Origin of the sequence: Marinobacterium maritimum (assembly GCF_039523155.1) — a bacterium.
In the GTDB taxonomy this organism is placed as follows: Bacteria; Pseudomonadota; Gammaproteobacteria; order Pseudomonadales; family Balneatricaceae; genus Marinobacterium; species Marinobacterium maritimum.
The window spans coordinates 119271-137486 of sequence record NZ_BAAAET010000003.1 but is presented as its reverse complement, the minus strand read 5'-3'; the positions used below and the strand labels follow the sequence as shown (position 1 = coordinate 137486).

Genomic DNA, 18216 nt, shown 5'->3' with positions numbered 1-18216 from the left:
GACAGGGAGAGCCCATGTTCAAATTTTTCTGCCGTCCATGTGTTATCCCCTGCCTGCTGTTCTGCCTGATGCTGGCCGGTTGTGCCAGCCCCCCTCCCGTCATTGAGCAAAGTCATAGCCGTGATCCGCTCCGCAACAGGTTGTTACAGACCTATGCCGAATGGGAGGGTACACCTTATCGATATGGTGGCGATAACCGCGAGGGGGTGGACTGCTCGGGCTTTATCCAGCAGGTCTTTCTGCAGCTCGATGGTCGCCAGCTGCCCAGAACAACAGAGCGCCAGGCGCTGCAGGGGAGCGAAATCGCAGCACATCATCTGCAGCCGGCCGATTTGATCTTCTTCAAGACCGGCTGGAAACAGCGTCATGCCGGCATCTATCTTGGCAATGGTGAATTCATGCATGCGTCGACCAGTCGTGGCGTGATGATCTCGCGACTGGATAACCCCTATTGGCAGGATGCCTGGTGGATGGCGCGGCGCCTGACAACCGGGCGATAGAGTAGTTATGAACAGGGATATTGCTGTTTCGCCGTACTCTGATACTGCAATTCCGGCAATGTGGAAAAAGGTACTTGATTATTGCCGGGTGAAGATGTTTTGGTGAAAAAACAGTCAGGTCGATGGGGTTGACAAACAGTCATGGACTAAAACTGTTATCCGCTCGGTCAAGAAATGTACGCTTTCTTAAACTCCTTTCAAATCAGTGTGTTATGAATGTCGATTCACGCTTTCCAAAAGTTATCCCGATGTTTGTACACAGAATGTGTGAGCAAAAAATCGAGTGTTTTCAACAGCGTTCGTCCTGATGCTGGGGTGTGAGTAAGATTGTGTGTAAAGTGTTATCGCTGGCCTCGTTGTGAGCAGACAGTGCCCTGACCGTGGCTGATAAGTATGTAGATGTATTGATCTGAACGGCGGTGCGATAACCCTGTTATGAGATAAAATGTCGTCATTGAACGTCAAGAGAGTATGCCTTGAATACGCTGTCTAGCTGGTTGCGCTTTTGCGGTCTCCTGCCGCTGCTGGTTGTGCTGGCCGGTTGCCTGTCTGCGCCGACCCCGCCCTTGAAACTGGGGACCAATCTCTGGCCCGGCTATGAACCACTTTATCTGGCGCGTGAACGCAACCTGCTGACCGCTGACAAGGTGGTTCTGGTCGAGCTGCTGTCCGCCAGTGAGGTGATGCGGGCCTTTCGCAACGGGGCGATCGATGCCGCGGCACTGACTCTGGATGAGGTGGTTAGCCTCAGGGCCGTGGGGTTGAAACCGGTCATCGTACAGGTGGCTGATATCTCCAATGGCGCCGATGTGATCCTGGCGCGCTCCGGGATTGAGTCGGTTGCTGATCTGCGTGGGCGCCGGGTCGGTGTGGAAGCGACCGCACTGGGGGCCTACATGTTGTCGCGTGCGCTCAGCCTGCACCAGATGTCGCATGAGGATGTGGAGGTGGTACGGATGGAGGTCAACGAGCACCGGGAGGCGTTCTTGAGCGGGGATGTTGAGGCTATTGTTACTTTTGACCCCGTACGCCAACAATTGCTGGAAGCCGGGGCGGTACAGATCTTTGATTCGAGTCAGATTCCGGGCGAGATTGTGGATGTGCTGGTGGTGCGTGAATCACTGCTGCAAAGTCATCATGACCAGATACAGCATTTGATCAGGGGCTGGCAGCAGAGCCTGGATCTGATCAGGTCACAACCGAAGTTTAGCGCGCAACTGATGGCCAGGCGGCTGAGGCTGACCCCGAACGAAGTGCTGCAGAGTCAACAGGATCTGGAGCTGCCCGGCTGGCAACGCAGTCGCGCGCTGATGGAGCCGACAGCCCGGCCTTTGCAGCAGCAGGCGGAGAAGCTGGCAGATACCATGTATCATCACCAGTTGATCGATGTTGTACCTGACCTGGAGGGGCTGATCTACAGCCGGTATCCCGACGCATGAATCTGATGACCTCCATACCCTTGCGCCGTGTCGTACCCGCTACCATTTTGATGTTTGCACTGTTGGTGCTGGTGCTGTCCTTTGCCGTGATTAAGCCCTTTGTGGGGGAGTTGTTGTATCAGAATCTGGAATCAGACCTCCGATCAACGCTGAATCGCCTGCAGGGCACCACGGAATATCTGCTCAGTAAAGGGGATCTGGAAGGGGTGCGACGGGAAGTGGCAGCCACCAGTGCACACAACGAAGTGAAAAACCTGTTGCTGGTCGATGCCAGTGGCAAGGTAGTGGCCGCCAGCCAGTTGTCCTATGTGGGTGAATTGCTCAACAGCGTGCCAATTCACCATGAGCAGGAGTTGATTAAGCAGGTACGAGAGGGCTGGAAACCGGTCTATCACCGTCAGCAGGCAGGGGAAAACACCATCTACGGTGCGGCGTCATATCTCTACCCCGACCCCGAAAACGGCTTCCGTGAGCGCCGGGGACTGGTCATCGTGGAGGTCGATGTCGACCGGGTGCTGAGTCAGGTCAACTACCGTCTGGATACACTCTTCCTGTGGGTCGGGATTGCGGTTGCACTGTTGGCGGCACTGGCCTGGTTGCTGGTTGAGCGTGCGGTCAACCGGCGTCTGGGGCGTATCACCGCGACGGTGCAGGGGTTGGCCGCCGATGATCTCAGTTGTCGTACGCAGCTGACCGGCAAGGATGAGCTTAGCCTGATCGGCCAGATCCTGGATCAGATGGCAGATCGACTGGAGCAGAACCGCTCCCAGCTGGTGCGGGCCAACCGACAGATGGAGAATATTCTCCGCTTTATTCCTTCCATGGTCTACATCAAGAACCCTCAGGGGCAATACCGTCTGGTCAACGAGCGCTTCGTCGAGGTGCTGGGGGAACCGGATGAAGCCGGCACCACCGTGTTTGATGTCCTGCCCGAGCCCTATGCCAGCAAAATTGCCGCCCATGACCAGGCGGTACTGCGCAGTCGGGAGGCGCGACAGTTTCACATCAGCTTCCCGGTGCGGGGCGAGATGCACAACTGGTTCATGGTCAAGTTTCCGCTGGTCAACGAGGAGGGCGAACTCTATGCCATCTGTACCGTGGCCACCGATGTCACCGAGCAGGAGCGCAACGAGAACCTGGCCCGTATTGCGCAACGGATCTTCGAACACACGACCGAAGGGATCATGATCACTGATGCCGACAACCGAATCGTCGATGTTAATCAATCGCTGCTGGATATGACCGGCTACAGCCGCGATCAGCTGCTTGGCCAGCCACCCTCGCTGCAGAAATCAGGCCAGCAGGATGACAGCTTTTACAGTCGCATGTGGCAGGCGATCAACAAGCAGGGCAAGTGGAGCGGGGAGCTGGTCAACCAGCGGGCCGATAAACAGTGTTACCCGGTTCGTCTGTCGATCAGTACCATCGTTAACAGACGTGGTGAACTGGACGGTTATTTCGGTATTTTCCAGGATATCACCGAGGAGAAAAAGTCGGAGCGGGATCTGCACCTGCTGGCCTACCACGATACCCTGACCGGTCTCTATAACCGTACCGAGTTCATGCGCATGGTGACCGATGCGCTGGGTCGCGGCGAGCGCTATGGGGAGCCGTTTGGCCTGCTGTTCATCGACCTGGACCTGTTCAAGGAGGTCAATGACAGCTTTGGTCATGCCGCTGGTGATAAGCTGCTGTGCCAGGTGGCCCAGCGCCTGCGCGGCTGCCTGCGGGAGACCGACCGGGCGTTCCGTCTTGGCGGCGACGAATTTACCGTACTGCTGCCGCTGATTACCGAGGACACTGACCTGGTGACGGTGGCGAATAAGCTGATCGAGCAGCTGCGCACTCCCTTCGTGATTGATGGGCAGAAAATGCAGATCGGCTGCAGCATCGGCATGGTCAGCTATCCGCGTGATGGCATGGACCGAGATACCCTGCTGGGCCATGCCGACGCCGCCATGTATTTCGCCAAGGAACAGGGGAGAGGTCGCTATGCTTTCTTTGACCCGCAGATCAACGCGCGAAACCAGCGGCAGATGAAGATCAAAACAGGCCTGAATCAGGCGCTGGAAAGGCAGGAACTGAGCCTTGTGTACCAGCCGCGGGTACGTCCGGATAGCCAGAGGATTACCGGCTATGAGGCGCTGTTGCGCTGGCACAGCGAGGAGCTGGGGGCGGTGTCGCCCACCGAGTTCATTCCTGTGGCTGAAAGCACCGACGCGCTGGGGCTGATGACCGACTGGCTGCTGCATCAGGTGGCCCAGGATCTGTCCGAGGAGGTGCTGCAAGGCAAACAGGTCAGTATCAACCTGTCGCCGCGCCAGTTCCAGACCGGTAACTGGGCGGAGACTCTGAAAGCGATTATCGAGCAGTACGACCTGCTGCCGGAGCAGCTCTGTATCGAGGTCACGGAAAGTGCGCTGGTAGAAGATTTCCAGACCACGGTCGCTCAACTGGAAGAGGTGCAGGCGCTGGGGGTCGAGGTGGCGATCGATGATTTCGGCACCGGTTATTCTTCGCTGGAGTATCTCAAGCGGCTGCCGATCGATTATCTCAAGATCGACCGTTCATTTGTGCGTGATATCGAAACCGATGCCGATGACCGGGTGATAGTGGAAACCATCATTGTGCTGGCTCATTCACTGGGGCTGCAGGTCGTCGCCGAGGGCGTGGAAACCCGGGCGCAGGCGGATTTCCTGCGTGAGCGCGGCTGTGACGAGCTGCAGGGCTACCTGTTTTCGGCACCGCGTCCCCTGTCCGAACTGGGTGTACAACAGGTAAAAATTTAACCATTTCAGCAAATTATGTAATTTTTTTGGCAAAGGGTGTTGACAGAAAATCTGAACGCTATAAAATCTGCGCCCATCCTTTGGAGGGGTGGCTGAGTGGTCGAAAGCACCGGTCTTGAAAACCGACGAGTCGAGAGGCTCCCAGGGTTCGAATCCCTGCCCCTCCGCCATTAAAGGATGATGATTTGGACAGTTCCTCGATAGCTCAGTTGGTAGAGCAGTAGACTGTTAATCTATTGGTCGCTGGTTCGAGTCCAGCTCGAGGAGCCAAATCATGAAGACCTTGCCTGTCTGGCATGGTCGCTGCAAAGAGCGGGTCGTTAGCTCAGTTGGTAGAGCAGTTGGCTTTTAACCAATTGGTCATAGGTTCGAATCCTATACGACCCACCACTCTTCGCAACCGGAGGGTCGTTAGCTCAGTTGGTAGAGCAGTTGGCTTTTAACCAATTGGTCATAGGTTCGAATCCTATACGACCCACCACTTCCGGTTTTTCTTTCCTGCTTATATCCCTTTATTCTGAATGTCTTGCTTGTAGTGCTTCGGCTTCCCTGCCGGGTTTTCGCACGTCTGTCGCTCAGTATTCGATTGCAATGATCTCCAGCCAGAGTTCGTCCGCGTCGCTGCGCGGGAGCCAGACCTCATCGCCGACCTGTTTTTTCAGCAACTGCCGTGCCAGCGGCGCGTCTATACTGATATAGCCCTTGGACGGTTCGATCTCGTCGGCGCCGACGATGCGGTAGCGGCGTTTGTTGTCTTCTTCGTCCGCCAGCGTGACCCAGGCGCCAAAGAACACCCGGCTGGTATCGTCAGGCGCTCGGTCTACTACCTTGATATGTTCCAGTCGCTTGGACAGATAGCGCACGCGGCGGTCGATCTCGCGCAGCTGTTTCTTGCCGTAAATGTACTCGGCGTTCTCCGAGCGATCGCCCTGAGCCGCAGCTTCCTTGACCGCTTGAGTCACTTCGGGGCGTTTTACCTTCCACAGGTATTTCAGCTCCTCGTTAAGCCGCTCGTAGCCCTCCTGAGTGATATAGGGTGAGCTTTTCGGTTGTGGTGGTCGCCAGCGTCCCATGATCTACCTGCCTTCTGCTCAAGCAAAGAATCGAAGAAAAATATAAAGGATTACAGTCGGTTGCCGATAATACCAGCTCCAATGGAGGTAAGATGCAGACTGACAGCATACAAACACGAATCGAGACCTATACGGCCTCGCTGCCGCAGGCGGTGCAATCGCCCAACGGGGCGCAGTTCGCGTTTCTGCTCAGCCTGATCGCGTCCAATCAGGAGATCTACCGGCCACAGGCGCCGCAGGCAGCGGGCGAAGGATTTGCCCTGCCTGATGCGGCTGCAAGCTATCCCGACCCGGTTCAGTTGCATACGCCCAAAGTGGTCGACCGGCTGAACCACTCGATCAATGACCCCATTCCTGGCGACTACGCCTTCATGGTCAGTCGCCTCGATGTGCAGTCGCGAATGCCACGTGCCCAGGCGCTGGCATCTGACCGCTTCGAACAGGTGGCGCTCTATGCCGCCAGCAACCTTGCAGGCCAGATAGAGACTGCGCGCCAGAGTATCAGCGTCGAGGCCTGACAGAAGGCCTCAAATATGCTCTCCTAGGCGTTTTTTGCGTTTGCCCCCGTGAGGACCCATGTCAGATAAATCGCAATCCAGAGCCGTTGTGCTGGGCCTGTCGGCCGTGCTGCTCTGGTCCACCGTTGCTACCGCCTTCAAACTGTCGCTACAGCAGATGAGTCCGCTGCAATTGCTGGGCTGGGCCGGGCTGTTTTCCACTGCCGTGCTGGCGCTGGGGGTCAGCTGGCAGCAAGGCTGGGCCGAGTTGGCGAGCCAATGGCGCAGGCGCCCCCTGTTCTATCTGGCGCTGGGGGTATTGAATCCCGCGTTTTACTACCTGGTGCTGTTTCGTGCCTATGACCTGTTGCCGGCGCAGCAGGCGCAGGCGTTGAACTACACCTGGGCGCTGACGCTGGCGCTGCTGGCGGTGCCGCTGCTGAAACAGAAACTGCAGCGTGCTGATCTGCTGGCGATGCTACTGGGATATGGCGGCGCGCTGGTGATCGCCACCCGCGGCGACCTGCTGGCGCTGGAGTTCGACAGCCTGCCGGGCGTGGCGCTGGCGTTGTTCAGCACATTGATATGGGCGCTGTACTGGATTCTGAATACCCGTGCCGATGGCAGTCCGGCGGTTAGCCTGTTGCTCTGTTTTCTCTGTGGTACGCCGCTGGTTTGGGTACTGATGGCCTGGCAGGGGGAATTGCAATTGCCGGCCTGGCAGGGGCTGCTGGGGGCGGCCTATGTGGGGGTGTTCGAGATGGGGCTAACCTTCATGCTCTGGCTTGGGGCGATGCGTGCGGCGACCCATGTCAGCCGCATCTCCAACCTGATCTTCCTGTCGCCTTTCCTGTCGCTGGTCTTCATCCATTTCCTGCTGCATGAGCCGATCGCCCCGGCCACCTTTGTGGGGCTGGGATTGATCATTACGGCTGTCGTCTGGCAGCAGCGAGCCGCACGCTCAGAGCCAGCGCCAGCGGCGGAATAGCCAGAACAGTCCGGCGACCATCAGGCTCAGGCTGCCGAGGAACATGAGGAAGGCGTTGTCGTTGTCGGCACCGGGAATGCCGCCCACGTTGATCCCGAGCAGCCCGGTGAGGAAGCCCAGTGGCAGGAAGATGGCCGAGATGATCGACAGCACGTACATGCGCTGGTTGAGCTGCTCGCCCTGAATGCTTGCCAGTTCCTCCTGCGCCATGGCCGAGCGCTCGCGCAGCATGTCCAGATCTTCGATGTGACGCAGCAGCCGGTCACTGATCTCGCGCAGTGCCAGTTTGGTGTCGGTGGTCAACCAGGGCAGGCGTTCGCTCTGCAGCTGGTTGAAGGCGTCGCGCTGGGGCGCATAGTAGCGACGCAAGCTGATGCTCTGGCGGCGCAGGTTGCGCACCGCATGACGCATCTCGCTGCTGGGGGTGGCCAGCAGGTCCAGCTCCAGATCGGACAGCTGATCATCCAGGTTTTCCACCGTGGTGCCCATGCGCTCGACCAGACGGTCGTTGAGCTGCACGATCAGTTCGGCGCTGTTGCAGGGGCCTTCGCCCCTTTGCAGATCTTCCAGCAGGCGGCTGATCGACATCAGGCGGCGCTTGCGGGTAGAGATGATGCGCTGTTCACTGATGCAAAGGCGGATGGAAACCATATCCTCGGGATCGGCGCCCGGGTTGGTGTTAACGCCGCGCAGGGCCAGCAGTAGCTGGTCGCCCAGTACGGCGGCGCGGGGGCGAGTATTTTCCGCCAGCAGGGCGTCCACCGCCAGCTCCGGCAGGCCGCTGTGCTGTTCAAGCCAGTGACGGTTGCCTGTGTCGGTATAGTCCAGGTGCAGCCAGAGGGTGCCCTGTTCGGGGCACCAGGCATCGACTTCGGTGGCGGTCAGGGGGCGGGCACCGCCTTGACCATCGAGTAACAGCGCGTGGAGTGGGGTCAGTTCGATGGTCATGGCGGCTCTCCTTGAGTCGTTCGCCTTATTCGGTACGCCAGCTGATCTTTTCGGTATTGCCGTTTTCGATGCGCCACCATTCGTCGGGGTCGTCACCATCCTGCCAGCCGGACACGATGCAGCGTACCTGGGTGTCCAGGGCTTTGGCGGCTTCTTCAGCGCAGTCCAGGTCACGTACCCATGGCGTCGCATCGGAGCGGAACCAGACGCTGACCCAGGCCTTGCCGACCGCTTTTTCGTTAATCAGTACGGGGACTTTCACGCCGTCCATCACGGCATTGAGCGCGTGTGTAGTGCCACTGCTGTGCTGGGGCTTGAGGCTGTCACAGCGGGTCTGCAGCCAGGCGATAATCTGGTCCAGCGAGCGGCTTTTGATATAGATCTCAATGTCGGGGTGGCGGGTCTCGTTGCTCATCGTCATCGTCCAGAAGGTGCCAGATTCGTAAAAGGCTCAGGCTCAGGTAGCCCAGCAGGGCGAGTATGCTGCCGGCTATCATCAGGATCAAGCCGGCCAGCGCGAGAAGTTCCGCTTTCAGCCCCGGCGGCAGGCCGTGTTGCGCCAGCATGATGCTGCCGAGGCCGGAAAAAAACAGGAAGGCGCCGCTCATCAGCAGGCGCAGGTTGCCCTTGGGGTCCTGCGCACGCTGACGTAGCCAGGCCTTGAGTTGGCTGTTGCGCATGGGACCCTGCAGTCTCAGTGGCGCTTGCGGAACAGGGCCAGGCGGAAGTCGGCCTGTTCTTCAAGCTGGTTACAGGCGGCAATGCGCGCACGCGCCTCGGCGTTTAGGCGTTGTCCGTGTGGGGTCATCGCCAGCAGGTCCTGAATGGCATCTGAACTGTCGAGGGTGAAGTCGAATCCCAGCGTCTGCTCCATAACCGGCTCGAACTGCACGGCCAGCTGGCTCGCCGGATCAAAGCCGGACGTGGCGCGTACTTCGCTGTAGATCAGCTTGCGCAGCGCCAGCAGATGACCGGGGCCGGGGGTGACTACCAGCAGCAGCCCGCCGGGCTTGAGCACCCGGGCGGTGGGTTCGGGCATCAGGCGGCTGAAGATCAGAGTGGCGGCATCGATTGAAGCTTCGGCCAGAGGAATGTCGGCACCCGTGGCCACCAGCCAGGTGATCGCCTTGTTGCGCCGGCAGGCGGTCTTGACCGCCTCCTTGGAGATATCCAGCCCGCTCATGGTGCAGCCCAGCTGGCGCTGCAGGCGGTCGGTATACCAGCCTTCGCCACAGCCAAGGTCGAGCAGGCTGGCCGTTGCTGCCGAGGGCAGCTGAGCCTGCAGCAGTTCGCTGATCGCCTCGCACAGGGGGGCATAGTACCCTGCCTGCAGAAAGCGCTGACGCGCCTGTACCATCTCGGCGTTGTCGCCCGGTGCCTTGCTGCGCTTTTTCTGGGCCAGCAGCAGGTTCCAGTAGCCCTGGCGGGCCCGGTCGAAGCTGTGGCCGTTGTCGCAGCGAAGGCTGTTATCCACAGCCTGCAGTGGCAAGTGGCAGACCGGGCAGGTCAGTTGCGGGATGCTCATGCGTCTACCAGCAGCCGCGCCAGGATGTTTTCGTACAGCGCCGAGAGGTCATCCAGATCACTGGCGCGTACGCGCTCGTTGATCTTGTGGATGGTCGCGTTGACCGGCCCCAGTTCGACGACCTGCGCACCGGTCGGCGCGATGAAACGGCCGTCAGAGGTGCCTCCGGAAGTGGACAGCTCGGTGTCGTAGCCCATGATGGTCTTGATCGCCTGGCGGCTGGCATCGACCAGATCGCCGGCGGCGGTCAGGAAAGGATTGCCGGACAGGATCCAGTCGATATCCCACTCCAGGCCATGCTTGTCGAGGATGTCGCGTACACGCACTTTCAGCTCGTCGGCGGTGACCTCGGTGGAGAAGCGGAAGTTGAACGCCACGTCGACTTCACCCGGTACCACGTTGGTGGCGCCGGTGCCGGCGTTGATGTTGGAGATCTGGAAGCTGGTCGGCGGGAAGAAGTCGTTGCCCTCGTCCCAAACAGTAGCAGCCAGCTCGGCCAGTGCCGGTGCCGCTTCATGGATCGGGTTGCGTACCAGGTGCGGGTAGGCCACGTGACCCTGGATGCCGCGCACTTTCAGCGTGCCGCTGAGGGAGCCGCGACGGCCGTTCTTGATGATGTCGCCCACCTTCTCGGTACTGGACGGCTCGCCGACGATGCACCAGTCGATCTTCTCGTTGCGGGCTTCCAGATGATCGATTACGCGGGTGGTACCGTTGACGAAGGGGCCTTCCTCGTCGCTGGTGATCAGCAGGGCGATGGAGCCCTTGTGATCCGGGTGGTGCTCGACGAAACGCTCGACGGCGGTGACGAAGGCGGCCAGGCTGCCCTTCATATCGGCGGCGCCGCGGCCGCAGAGATAGCCTTCTTCCAGTACGGGTTCGAAGGGCGGGTGCTGCCATTTCTCTTCGGGGCCGCTGGGTACGACATCGGTATGACCGGCAAAGCAGAACACCGGGCCGCTGTCGCCACGGCGAGCCCAGAAGTTGGTCACTTCTTCGAACGGCAGGCGTTCGATCTTGAAGCCCAGTGCCTCAAGGCGGCTGATCATCAGTTCCTGGCAGCCGGCGTCTTCGGGGGTGACCGAGGGGCGGCTGATCAGGTCCCTGGCCAGTTCAAGTGTCGGCGAAAGCTGTGTCATGCGGATGTCCTGCGTTACAAACGGATAAAACCCCGCAGGCCGGTCAGGCGTGCGGGGTAATGAAGAGCCTGTGGCGAGCGCTTAGTTGTGCTTGTGCAGCTCGGCGTTCAGTTCGATCGCGCTTTTGTTGGTTTTCACCTCGATGCGACCGTTCTGGGAGTTGCGGCGGAACAGCAGGTCCGGCTTGCCGGCCAGCTCGCCTGCCTTGACCACGCCCACTTCGTTGTTCTGGTCGTCCAGCAGGGTCACCTTGGAACCGCCGGTGACGTACAGACCCGCTTCGATGGTGCAGCGGTCGCCCAGCGGCAGACCCAGACCGGCGTTGGCGCCCAGCAGGCAGTTCTCGCCGACGGAGATCACCACGTTGTTGCCGCCGGACAGGGTGCCCATGGTGGAGGCGCCACCGCCGATGTCGGAACCGTTGCCGACAACGACACCGGCCGAGATGCGGCCTTCGACCATGCTCACGCCCAGGGTACCGGCGTTGAAGTTGATGAAGCCTTCGTGCATCACAGTGGTGCCTTCGCCCACGTGCGCACCCAGACGGATGCGAGAAGCGTCACCGATACGGATGCCGGCCGGTACCGCGTAGTTGGCCATTTTCGGGAACTTGTCCACGGACTGAACATCCAGCACGCGGCCCTGGGCGCGAGCGGACAGCTGGCGGCGGGGCAGGTCTTCCAGTGCCACGGCACCTTCATTGGTCCAGGCCACGTTCGGCAGCAGCGGGAACATGCCGCTCAGGTTGATGCCGTGCGGCTTGACCAGACGGTGCGACAGCAGGGACAGCTTCAGGTACACCTCGGCGGTGGTCTGCGGTGCCGCGTCGGTTTCCAGGATGCACAGTACCAGCGGCTGCTGGGTGCCTTCCAGAATCTCGACCACTTCAGCCTGATCTTCAGCGCCCACGGACAGGAAGGCCGCTTCCAGTGACTTCAGCTGGCTGGCGTTCAGCTCGATGGTCTGGTTGCCACCTTCATAGCCCACTTTATCGGCCACGGCTGCGACCAGGGCGTCGTCAGCATTCAGCAGAGGGGCGTTGTAGTACACCTCCAGCCAGTCGCCGGCAGAAGATTTGGTACCTACACCCAGACCCAGTGCGAAATTCGCCATTGTTTACTCCGTTGTTCTCAAATTCAGAAAAGGTTCAAAAGATTCGTTGCTTGTCCCGCTGGCACTTAGCGCACAAAAAGGGCGGCATACTGATCGGCCTTGAAACCGATCTCGATGCGGCCGTCGTCCAGTTCCAGTACCGGACGCTTGATCAGCGTTGGCTGTTCCACCAGCAGAGCCTGCAGTGCCGCTTCGTCGGTGGTCGCCTTGACCTCGTCCGGCAGCTGGCGCCAGGTGGTGCCGCGCTTGTTCAGGACCTTGTCCAGCCCGGCTGCTGCGCACCAGCGCGCGACCTGTTCAGCGCTCAGGCCCTGTTTGCGAAAGTCATGGAAGTCGAATGCGATCGCTTCGGCTTCCAGCCATTTACGCGCCTTGCGCACGGTGTCGCAGTTGCTGATTCCGTAGATGGTGGTCACGTCGGGTCCCTTACAGCGATTCAATATAGCGGCGAATGCGTTCGGCCGCCTCGACGCATTCGGATACGGTGGCCACCAGCGCCATACGCACATAGCCAGCACCCGGCAGCACGCCGTCCACTTCGCGGGACAGGTAGCGGCCCGGCAGCACGGTCAGGTTCTGCTGCTCGAACAGACCCTTGGCAAACTCGTCATCGGCGATCGGGGTTTTGGCCCAGAGGTAGAAGCTGGCATCGGACTGCTTCACCTCCATCACCGGCTGCAGCACGCGCAGTACGGCTTCGAACTTGTGGCGGTACTGGCTGCGGTTTTCCAGTACGTGTGCTTCGTCATTCCAGGCGGCGATGGACGCCAGCTGGTGCTGGATCGGCATCGAGCAGCCGTGATAGGTGCGGTACAGCAGGAAAGGCTCCAGCAGGCTGGCGTCGCCGGCGATGAAGCCGGAGCGCAGGCCCGGCAGGTTGGAGCGCTTGGACAGGCTGTGGAACACGATGCAGCGGGCGAAGTCATGGCGGCCCAGCTCGGCACAGGCCTGCAGCAGGCCGGCCGGCTTGTTGTCCTCGTCCGGGTACAGCTCGGAGTAGCATTCGTCGGAGCAGATGATGAAATCATGTTCGTCGGCCAGCGCGATCAGTTTCTTCAGCGTGTCGATGCTGTGCACGGCACCGGTCGGGTTGCCCGGGGAGCAGACGAACAGCAGCTGGCAGCGCTGCCAGATCTCCTCCGGTACGGCGTCATAGTCCGGAATAAAGCCGTTCTCGGCCAGACAGTTCAGGTAGTGCGGTTCGGCACCGGCCAGGTAGGCGGCGCCTTCGTAGATCTGGTAGAAGGGGTTCGGTGATACCACCAGGGCATCATCCTTGCGTTCCACCGCGGCCTGGGTGAAGGCGAAGATCGCCTCGCGGGTACCGTTGACCGGCAGCACGTTGCGCTCTGGGTCGACACTGCCGCTGACCAGCTCAAAGCGGCGTTCACACCAGCCGGCGATCGCCTGGCGCAGCTCGGGCATGCCCTTGGTGGTCGGGTAGTTCGACAGGCAGTCCAGGTTGTCCGCCAGCACTTCCTGCACGAACGGAGGTGCCGGGTGCTTGGGTTCGCCGATACCGAGCGAGATATGCTCGAGGCTGGTCGGCGGCTGGACACCGGCCTTGAGTACGGCCAGCTTTTCAAACGGGTAGGGCTGGAGTCTGTCGAGATCGAGGTTCATGCGCTTTTCCTGTCAGACCCTGCAAAATGCAGGGTTTTCGGTCACATTCAGGGGCGAAAGTATAGCGGATGGCGCCTATTCGGCGCCAGTGAGGTGTCGTGGGTTGAGCAGGCTCTCGACCTCCTCGCGCTCCAGATCGGTCTGTTCCACCACTACGTCGACGATGGGACGACATTCGGCATAGGCCTGCTTGGCCAGCGCCGCGGCGCGTTCGTAGCCGAGCACCGGGTTCAGTGCAGTCACCAGCACCGGGTTGCGCGCCAGGGTCGCCTCGATATGGGACTTGTTGACGGTAAAGCCATTGATCGCCTTGTCGGCCAGGGCGATGGCCGAGTTGGCCACCAATTGCTCGCTCTGCAGCAGGTTGTAGCCGATCAGCGGCAGCATGGTATTGAGCTGGAAATTGCCGTGCTGGGCGCAGAGGCTGATGCTGGTGTCGTTGCCGCACACCTGGGCCGTGGCCATCATCACCGCCTCGGAAATCACCGGATTGACCTTGCCCGGCATGATCGACGAGCCCGGCTGCAGTGTCGGCAGGGCGATCTCACCCAGGCCGGCCAGTGGGCCAGAGTTCATCCAGCGCAGGTCATTGGCGATCTTGATCAGCATGGTGGCGCAGGTCTTCAGCTGGCCGGACAGTTCCACCGCCGTGTCCTGACAGGACTGGGCGCTGAAATGATTGGCGGCTGGCTGCAGGGTCAGGCCGGTACGCACGCTCAGGTGGCGGCAGAACAGGCGAGCAAAGGTGCGCGGGGCGTTGACGCCGGTACCGACGGCGGTGCCGCCCTGAGCGACCTGCACCAGGCGAGGACGCACGGTTTCCAGTCGGGCGATGCAATCCTGCACCTGCTGCAGCCAGCCGGAGATCTCCTGGTCCATGCGGATCGGCATGGCATCCATCAGGTGGGTGCGTCCGGTCTTGACGATATGCATCACCGTGGAGCGCTTGCGCATCAGCACGCCGACCAGGTGGCGCAAGGCCGGCAGGACCTGGTTTTCCAGCTGCAGCAGGGCGCTGACATGGATGCAGGTAGGGATCACATCGTTGGAGCTCTGGCTCATGTTGATGTGATCGTTCGGGTGCAGTTCGAGGCCGCTGTCACGCTTGACCAGAGAGGCCAGCACCTCGTTCATGTTCATGTTGCTGCTGGTACCGGAGCCGGTCTGGAAGACGTCGACCGGGAACTGGTCCAGATGCTCGCCGGCGATGATGCGATCAGCGGCCGCGACGATCGCCTCGGCTTCTTCCTTCTCGAGCAGACCCAGCTCGGCGTTGGCACGGGCGCAGGCGGCCTTGATCTGGGCCAGGGTTTTGAGAAAGTGCGTGGGCAGCGGCAGTTCGCTGATCTGAAAGTTATCCACTGCTCGCTGGGTTTGGGCGCCGTAGAGCGCGTCAGCAGGGACTTCAACGGGGCCCAGGCTGTCGTGTTCCGTACGGGTGTTCTGGGTCATCTTACTGCTCCTTATCGATAAACGCTTGGGCCTGCCTGAAGCGCAGTGGATTGTATTCCTCAACCAGGCTCAGCATGGCGGGAACCACAACCAAAATCAGCAGGGTGCCATAGGCCAGACCGAACACAATCGAGGTGGCCATGGGTATTAGAAAGCGTGCCTGCAATGAAGTTTCAAAGAGTATCGGGGTCAGGCCACCAATAGTGGTGAGCGAGGTCAACAGAACGGCGCGCAGACGTTGGCAGGCCGCTTCGGTGATCGCCTGTTGCACGGCCATGCCGCCGGCTCTGAGGTGCTTGTAGAAGGTGACCAGTACGATGGAGTCGTTGATCACTATGCCGGAGAGACCGAACAGGCCGAACAGGGACAGCACGGTCAGGTCCAGCCCGGTCAGCAGGTGGCCGAAGATGGCACCGGTCAGGCCCAGCGGGATCGCCATCATTACCACCAGCGGCCAGCTCCAGGCGCCGAACACCCAGGCCAGAATGATATAGATCAGCGCCAGTGCCAGCAGTAATCCGGCCTTCATGTCGGCCAGCGTCTCGCGCTGGTCACGGTTCTTGCCCTCGAAGCTGGCATGAATGCCATAGCGGCTGGTCAAGGCCGGCAGCGCTTCGTCCTGCAGGCGGGCAATGACCTGGTCGGCGTTGGCGACCGCTTCGTCCAGGTCGGCGGATACGTTCAGCGCCAGCTGTCCATCGATGCGCTGCAGGCTGTCCAGACCCGGACGCGCGCTGAACTCGACCACGTTACCGATCGGCGTAACCCGGCCATCAGGCAGCACGATCGGCAGCGAACTCAGTGTGCTCAGTCGGTCGCGCTGGTCGTCCGGCAGCATGGCGCGTACCTCGATCTCGTCGCGCCCTTCATAAAAGGATTGCACCAGCTGACCATCAAAGGCTGCGCGCAGCTGGCGTCCCAGGGTCTCCAGCGTCAGGCCGGCGGCTTCGGCGGCCGGCGTCAGGCGGTAGATCAGCTGGGAGCTGCCCCAGGGCAGGTCGTCATCGATGTTGGACAGGCCGGCGTAGCGGTTAAGCGTGTTTTGCAGCTCCACCGAGGCCAGCTTCAGGGTGTGGATATCCGGTCCGGTCAGTTTGACTTCAATCGGCTTGCCCGGTGGGCCGGCCTGGGCCAGGTCAATGCTGAATTTTTCGACTCCGGCCGGCAGCCGGATGCGATTTCGCCAGTCATCAAGCAGCGTCTGATTACGTACTTCGCGGTGGTCAGCGGGGATCAGCTCCACGTACAGCGAGCCGTACACCTCGCCGTTAAAGGGCGTTGCCGTGCTGCGCGGAAAGTTGGCCATGCCGGATTCACGCAGGGCGATCTTGACCAGTCCGCCACCGAAAGCGCGGTCGGCTTCGGCCAGGGTCTGGTCGAGGTGGGCCAGGAAACGGTCCACGGTGACATCTTCGGTGCCGGCGACAAACTTGACGTTGGCGGTCAGGGTATCGGTCTCGACGCTGGGGAAAAAGGTGAACTGCAGACGGCCGCCGGCGATCAGGCCGATGCTGATGATCAGCATGGCCAGAGCGCAGGCGAGGGTGGTGCCGCGATGGTGCAGCGCCAGGCTGACAAAGGGGCGGAAGTGGGCGTCGCGGAAGTGGTTGAAGCCCCGGTCCAGACGCAAGCGCAGGCTGGACGGGTGCAGATCGTGAATGCTGCGCAGGCTGTGGCTCAGGTGGCCGGGCAGGATCAGCAGGCACTCCAGCAGCGATGCCAGAATCACGCAGATCACCACCGTGGGAATATCGACCAGAATGTTGCCGATGATGCCGCCGACCAGCAGCAACGGCAGGAACGCCGCGATGGTGGTCAGTGAAGAGGCCACGACCGGGGCCGCCATCCGTTTGGCGCCACCAATGGCGGCCTGTAGCCCGGGCTCGCCACGCTGCACATGGGTCAAAGTATCCTCACCAACGACGATGGCGTCGTCGACGATGATCCCCAGTGCCATGATGAAGGCAAACAGGGAGAGCATGTTGATCGAGCCGCCGATCCCCCAGAGCACCGCCAGGGCGGTCATGAACGAGACCGGAATGCCGATGCTGACCCAGAAGGCGACGCGGGCGTTGAGGAACAGGAACAGGATCAGTACCACCAGTACCAGGCCGCTGATACCGTTCTTGATCAGCAGGCGGATACGGTCGTTGATCAGCTGCCAACTCTCGTTGAAGGCAACCAGCTGGGTGCCGGTGGGCAGTTCGGAGCGGGTTTCGGCCAGCCAGGTGTTGAGAATCTTCGCCGCTTCCAGGGTGTCATCGGCTTCGGTACGTTTAAGCTGCAGCAGCACTGCCGGCTGGTTTTGCCAGGACAGCAGCACCTGGGCATCGCGGGGGCGCTGTTCGACGGCCGCGATATCGCCGACGCGTACCAGTCGCCCCTGGCTGTCGGTGAGCAGCGGCAGCTGGCGGAATCCCTCGGCATCCCGCTGCTGGCCGAGGCTGCGAATCTGGCGTGCGCCTTCACTCTGGGCCGCGGTGCCGGCCGGCAGGTCGAGGCTCTGTTGGCGGATACGGCCGACGATGTCGTTCAGAGTCAGGCCCAGCTGCTGCAGCTGCTGTGGCGGTACCTGAATGGCGATTTCCTGCTTCGGCAGGCCGATGAAATCGATCTTGCGTACGCCGCGCTCCAGCAGTTGCTGCTCCAGTCGATAGGCCAGCGGGCGCAGCTCCTCGAGCGAGGCGCGGTCCGAGGTCAGGATGACATCGGAGATGCCCTCGTAGCGAATCACCTTCTGCACCAGCGGCTCTTCGCTGTCACTGGGCAGGTCGGCTCGGATGGCATCGACCTTCTGCCGTACCTCGGTCAGGGCGTAATCCACATCGGTGCCTTCCTCCAGTTCGACGCGGAAGGAGGCCATGCCCTGGTTGGCACTGGCATAGAGGGTGTCGATGCCGTTGACCGAGCGCAGTTCCTGCTCCACCGGCAGCAGGATGGAGCGTTCCACGTCCTCGGCGGTGGCGCCGCTCCAGACCACCTGGACGGTGACGATATCGAGGTCGAAGGTGGGGAAGAACTGGGTGTTGAGGTTACGCAGCCCGAAAAGGCCAGCCAGAATCAGCAGCAGCATCAACAGGTTGGCAGCAACCCGGTGGCCGGCAAACAGCGCGATGGTTCCCTGCATGAC

16 protein-coding genes and 4 tRNA genes are annotated in these 18216 nt (G+C 60.8%); 9 read left to right on the top strand and 11 right to left on the bottom strand.

Features of this window, described 5'->3' with window-relative positions:
• The first annotated feature begins 14 nt into the window (after window positions 1-14).
• From ABD013_RS11630 to ABD013_RS11600, 7 genes are all read left to right on the top strand, one after another.
• Entirely contained in the window at window positions 15-500 is a 486-nt protein-coding gene (locus tag ABD013_RS11630; RefSeq protein WP_343806060.1) for a C40 family peptidase, read from the top strand.
• Between the two features lie 476 nt (window positions 501-976).
• Complete coding sequence (locus ABD013_RS11625) at window positions 977-1939, top strand: ABC transporter substrate-binding protein (protein ID WP_343806058.1); 963 nt, start codon at window positions 977-979, stop codon at window positions 1937-1939.
• Window positions 1936-4728: an EAL domain-containing protein gene (locus ABD013_RS11620; RefSeq protein WP_343806057.1), complete on the top strand. Its 2793-nt coding sequence runs from the start codon at window positions 1936-1938 to the stop codon at window positions 4726-4728. The genes ABD013_RS11625 and ABD013_RS11620 overlap by 4 nt, the downstream gene beginning before the upstream one ends.
• A gap of 82 nt (window positions 4729-4810) precedes the next feature.
• Window positions 4811-4898: transfer RNA gene (locus ABD013_RS11615), tRNA-Ser, on the top strand.
• 24 nt (window positions 4899-4922) lie between these two features.
• A tRNA-Asn gene (locus ABD013_RS11610) sits at window positions 4923-4998 on the top strand.
• A gap of 44 nt (window positions 4999-5042) precedes the next feature.
• Window positions 5043-5118, top strand: a tRNA-Lys gene (locus tag ABD013_RS11605).
• 15 nt (window positions 5119-5133) lie between these two features.
• A tRNA-Lys gene (locus tag ABD013_RS11600) sits at window positions 5134-5209 on the top strand.
• A 94-nt stretch (window positions 5210-5303) separates the two neighbouring features.
• Here ABD013_RS11600 and greB read toward each other — a convergent pair.
• Window positions 5304-5801 (bottom strand): transcription elongation factor GreB, encoded by a 498-nt coding sequence (greB, locus tag ABD013_RS11595; RefSeq protein ID WP_343806055.1) that lies wholly within the window; start codon window positions 5799-5801, stop codon window positions 5304-5306.
• A gap of 92 nt (window positions 5802-5893) precedes the next feature.
• Between greB and ABD013_RS11590 the strand changes: the two genes are divergently transcribed.
• Together ABD013_RS11590 and ABD013_RS11585 are read left to right on the top strand one after the other, a co-directional pair.
• Entirely contained in the window at window positions 5894-6319 is a 426-nt protein-coding gene (locus tag ABD013_RS11590; protein ID WP_343806053.1) for a hypothetical protein, read from the top strand.
• 58 nt (window positions 6320-6377) lie between these two features.
• The gene (locus ABD013_RS11585) at window positions 6378-7286 is read left to right on the top strand and encodes a DMT family transporter (protein ID WP_343806052.1); all 909 of its coding nucleotides are present in this window, start codon (window positions 6378-6380) and stop codon (window positions 7284-7286) included.
• Here ABD013_RS11585 and zntB read toward each other — a convergent pair.
• From zntB to ABD013_RS11535, 10 genes are all read right to left on the bottom strand, one after another.
• Window positions 7260-8234 carry a zinc transporter ZntB gene (gene zntB, locus ABD013_RS11580; RefSeq protein WP_343806050.1) on the bottom strand — a complete coding sequence of 325 codons (975 nt, stop codon included), beginning with the start codon at window positions 8232-8234 and terminating at the stop codon, window positions 7260-7262. The two genes, ABD013_RS11585 and zntB, sit on opposite strands and share 27 nt — an antisense overlap.
• 25 nt (window positions 8235-8259) lie before the next feature.
• Window positions 8260-8649 (bottom strand): hypothetical protein, encoded by a 390-nt coding sequence (locus tag ABD013_RS11575; RefSeq protein ID WP_343806048.1) that lies wholly within the window; start codon window positions 8647-8649, stop codon window positions 8260-8262.
• A complete protein-coding gene (locus ABD013_RS11570; RefSeq protein ID WP_343806046.1) occupies window positions 8618-8914 on the bottom strand; it encodes a hypothetical protein in 297 nt (98 codons plus the stop codon). Before ABD013_RS11570 ends, ABD013_RS11575 begins: the two co-directional genes overlap by 32 nt.
• Before the next feature lie 14 nt (window positions 8915-8928).
• Window positions 8929-9759 (bottom strand): putative RNA methyltransferase, encoded by an 831-nt coding sequence (locus ABD013_RS11565; RefSeq protein ID WP_343806044.1) that lies wholly within the window; start codon window positions 9757-9759, stop codon window positions 8929-8931.
• Window positions 9756-10898: a succinyl-diaminopimelate desuccinylase gene (dapE, locus tag ABD013_RS11560; RefSeq protein ID WP_343806042.1), complete on the bottom strand. Its 1143-nt coding sequence runs from the start codon at window positions 10896-10898 to the stop codon at window positions 9756-9758. The genes ABD013_RS11565 and dapE overlap by 4 nt, the downstream gene beginning before the upstream one ends.
• A gap of 81 nt (window positions 10899-10979) precedes the next feature.
• Window positions 10980-12011 carry a 2,3,4,5-tetrahydropyridine-2,6-dicarboxylate N-succinyltransferase gene (gene dapD, locus ABD013_RS11555; protein ID WP_343806041.1) on the bottom strand — a complete coding sequence of 344 codons (1032 nt, stop codon included), beginning with the start codon at window positions 12009-12011 and terminating at the stop codon, window positions 10980-10982.
• A gap of 65 nt (window positions 12012-12076) precedes the next feature.
• Window positions 12077-12427 carry an ArsC family reductase gene (locus ABD013_RS11550; RefSeq protein ID WP_343806039.1) on the bottom strand — a complete coding sequence of 117 codons (351 nt, stop codon included), beginning with the start codon at window positions 12425-12427 and terminating at the stop codon, window positions 12077-12079.
• Between the two features lie 10 nt (window positions 12428-12437).
• Entirely contained in the window at window positions 12438-13634 is a 1197-nt protein-coding gene (gene dapC, locus ABD013_RS11545) for a succinyldiaminopimelate transaminase (RefSeq protein ID WP_343806037.1), read from the bottom strand.
• 75 nt (window positions 13635-13709) lie between these two features.
• On the bottom strand, window positions 13710-15086 hold the full coding sequence (locus ABD013_RS11540; RefSeq protein WP_343806035.1) for a class II fumarate hydratase: 1377 nt from the start codon (window positions 15084-15086) through the stop codon (window positions 13710-13712).
• A gap of 1 nt (window position 15087) precedes the next feature.
• Window positions 15088-18213, bottom strand: coding sequence for an efflux RND transporter permease subunit (locus ABD013_RS11535; protein ID WP_343806033.1), 3126 nt, complete (start codon window positions 18211-18213; stop codon window positions 15088-15090).
• Between the last annotated feature and the right edge of the window lie 3 nt (window positions 18214-18216).

Coding starts and splice junctions, on each gene's coding strand:
- ABD013_RS11630 (WP_343806060.1), top strand. CDS start 15: ATGTTCAAATTTTTCTGCCGTCCATGTGTTATCCCCTGCCTGCTGTTC.
- ABD013_RS11620 (WP_343806057.1), top strand. CDS start 1,936: ATGAATCTGATGACCTCCATACCCTTGCGCCGTGTCGTACCCGCTACC.
- greB (WP_343806055.1), bottom strand. CDS start 5,801: ATGGGACGCTGGCGACCACCACAACCGAAAAGCTCACCCTATATCACT.
- ABD013_RS11590 (WP_343806053.1), top strand. CDS start 5,894: ATGCAGACTGACAGCATACAAACACGAATCGAGACCTATACGGCCTCG.
- ABD013_RS11585 (WP_343806052.1), top strand. CDS start 6,378: ATGTCAGATAAATCGCAATCCAGAGCCGTTGTGCTGGGCCTGTCGGCC.
- zntB (WP_343806050.1), bottom strand. CDS start 8,234: ATGACCATCGAACTGACCCCACTCCACGCGCTGTTACTCGATGGTCAA.
- ABD013_RS11575 (WP_343806048.1), bottom strand. CDS start 8,649: ATGAGCAACGAGACCCGCCACCCCGACATTGAGATCTATATCAAAAGC.
- ABD013_RS11570 (WP_343806046.1), bottom strand. CDS start 8,914: ATGCGCAACAGCCAACTCAAGGCCTGGCTACGTCAGCGTGCGCAGGAC.
- ABD013_RS11565 (WP_343806044.1), bottom strand. CDS start 9,759: ATGAGCATCCCGCAACTGACCTGCCCGGTCTGCCACTTGCCACTGCAG.
- dapE (WP_343806042.1), bottom strand. CDS start 10,898: ATGACACAGCTTTCGCCGACACTTGAACTGGCCAGGGACCTGATCAGC.
- dapD (WP_343806041.1), bottom strand. CDS start 12,011: ATGGCGAATTTCGCACTGGGTCTGGGTGTAGGTACCAAATCTTCTGCC.
- dapC (WP_343806037.1), bottom strand. CDS start 13,634: ATGAACCTCGATCTCGACAGACTCCAGCCCTACCCGTTTGAAAAGCTG.
- ABD013_RS11540 (WP_343806035.1), bottom strand. CDS start 15,086: ATGACCCAGAACACCCGTACGGAACACGACAGCCTGGGCCCCGTTGAA.
- ABD013_RS11535 (WP_343806033.1), bottom strand. CDS start 18,213: ATGCAGGGAACCATCGCGCTGTTTGCCGGCCACCGGGTTGCTGCCAAC.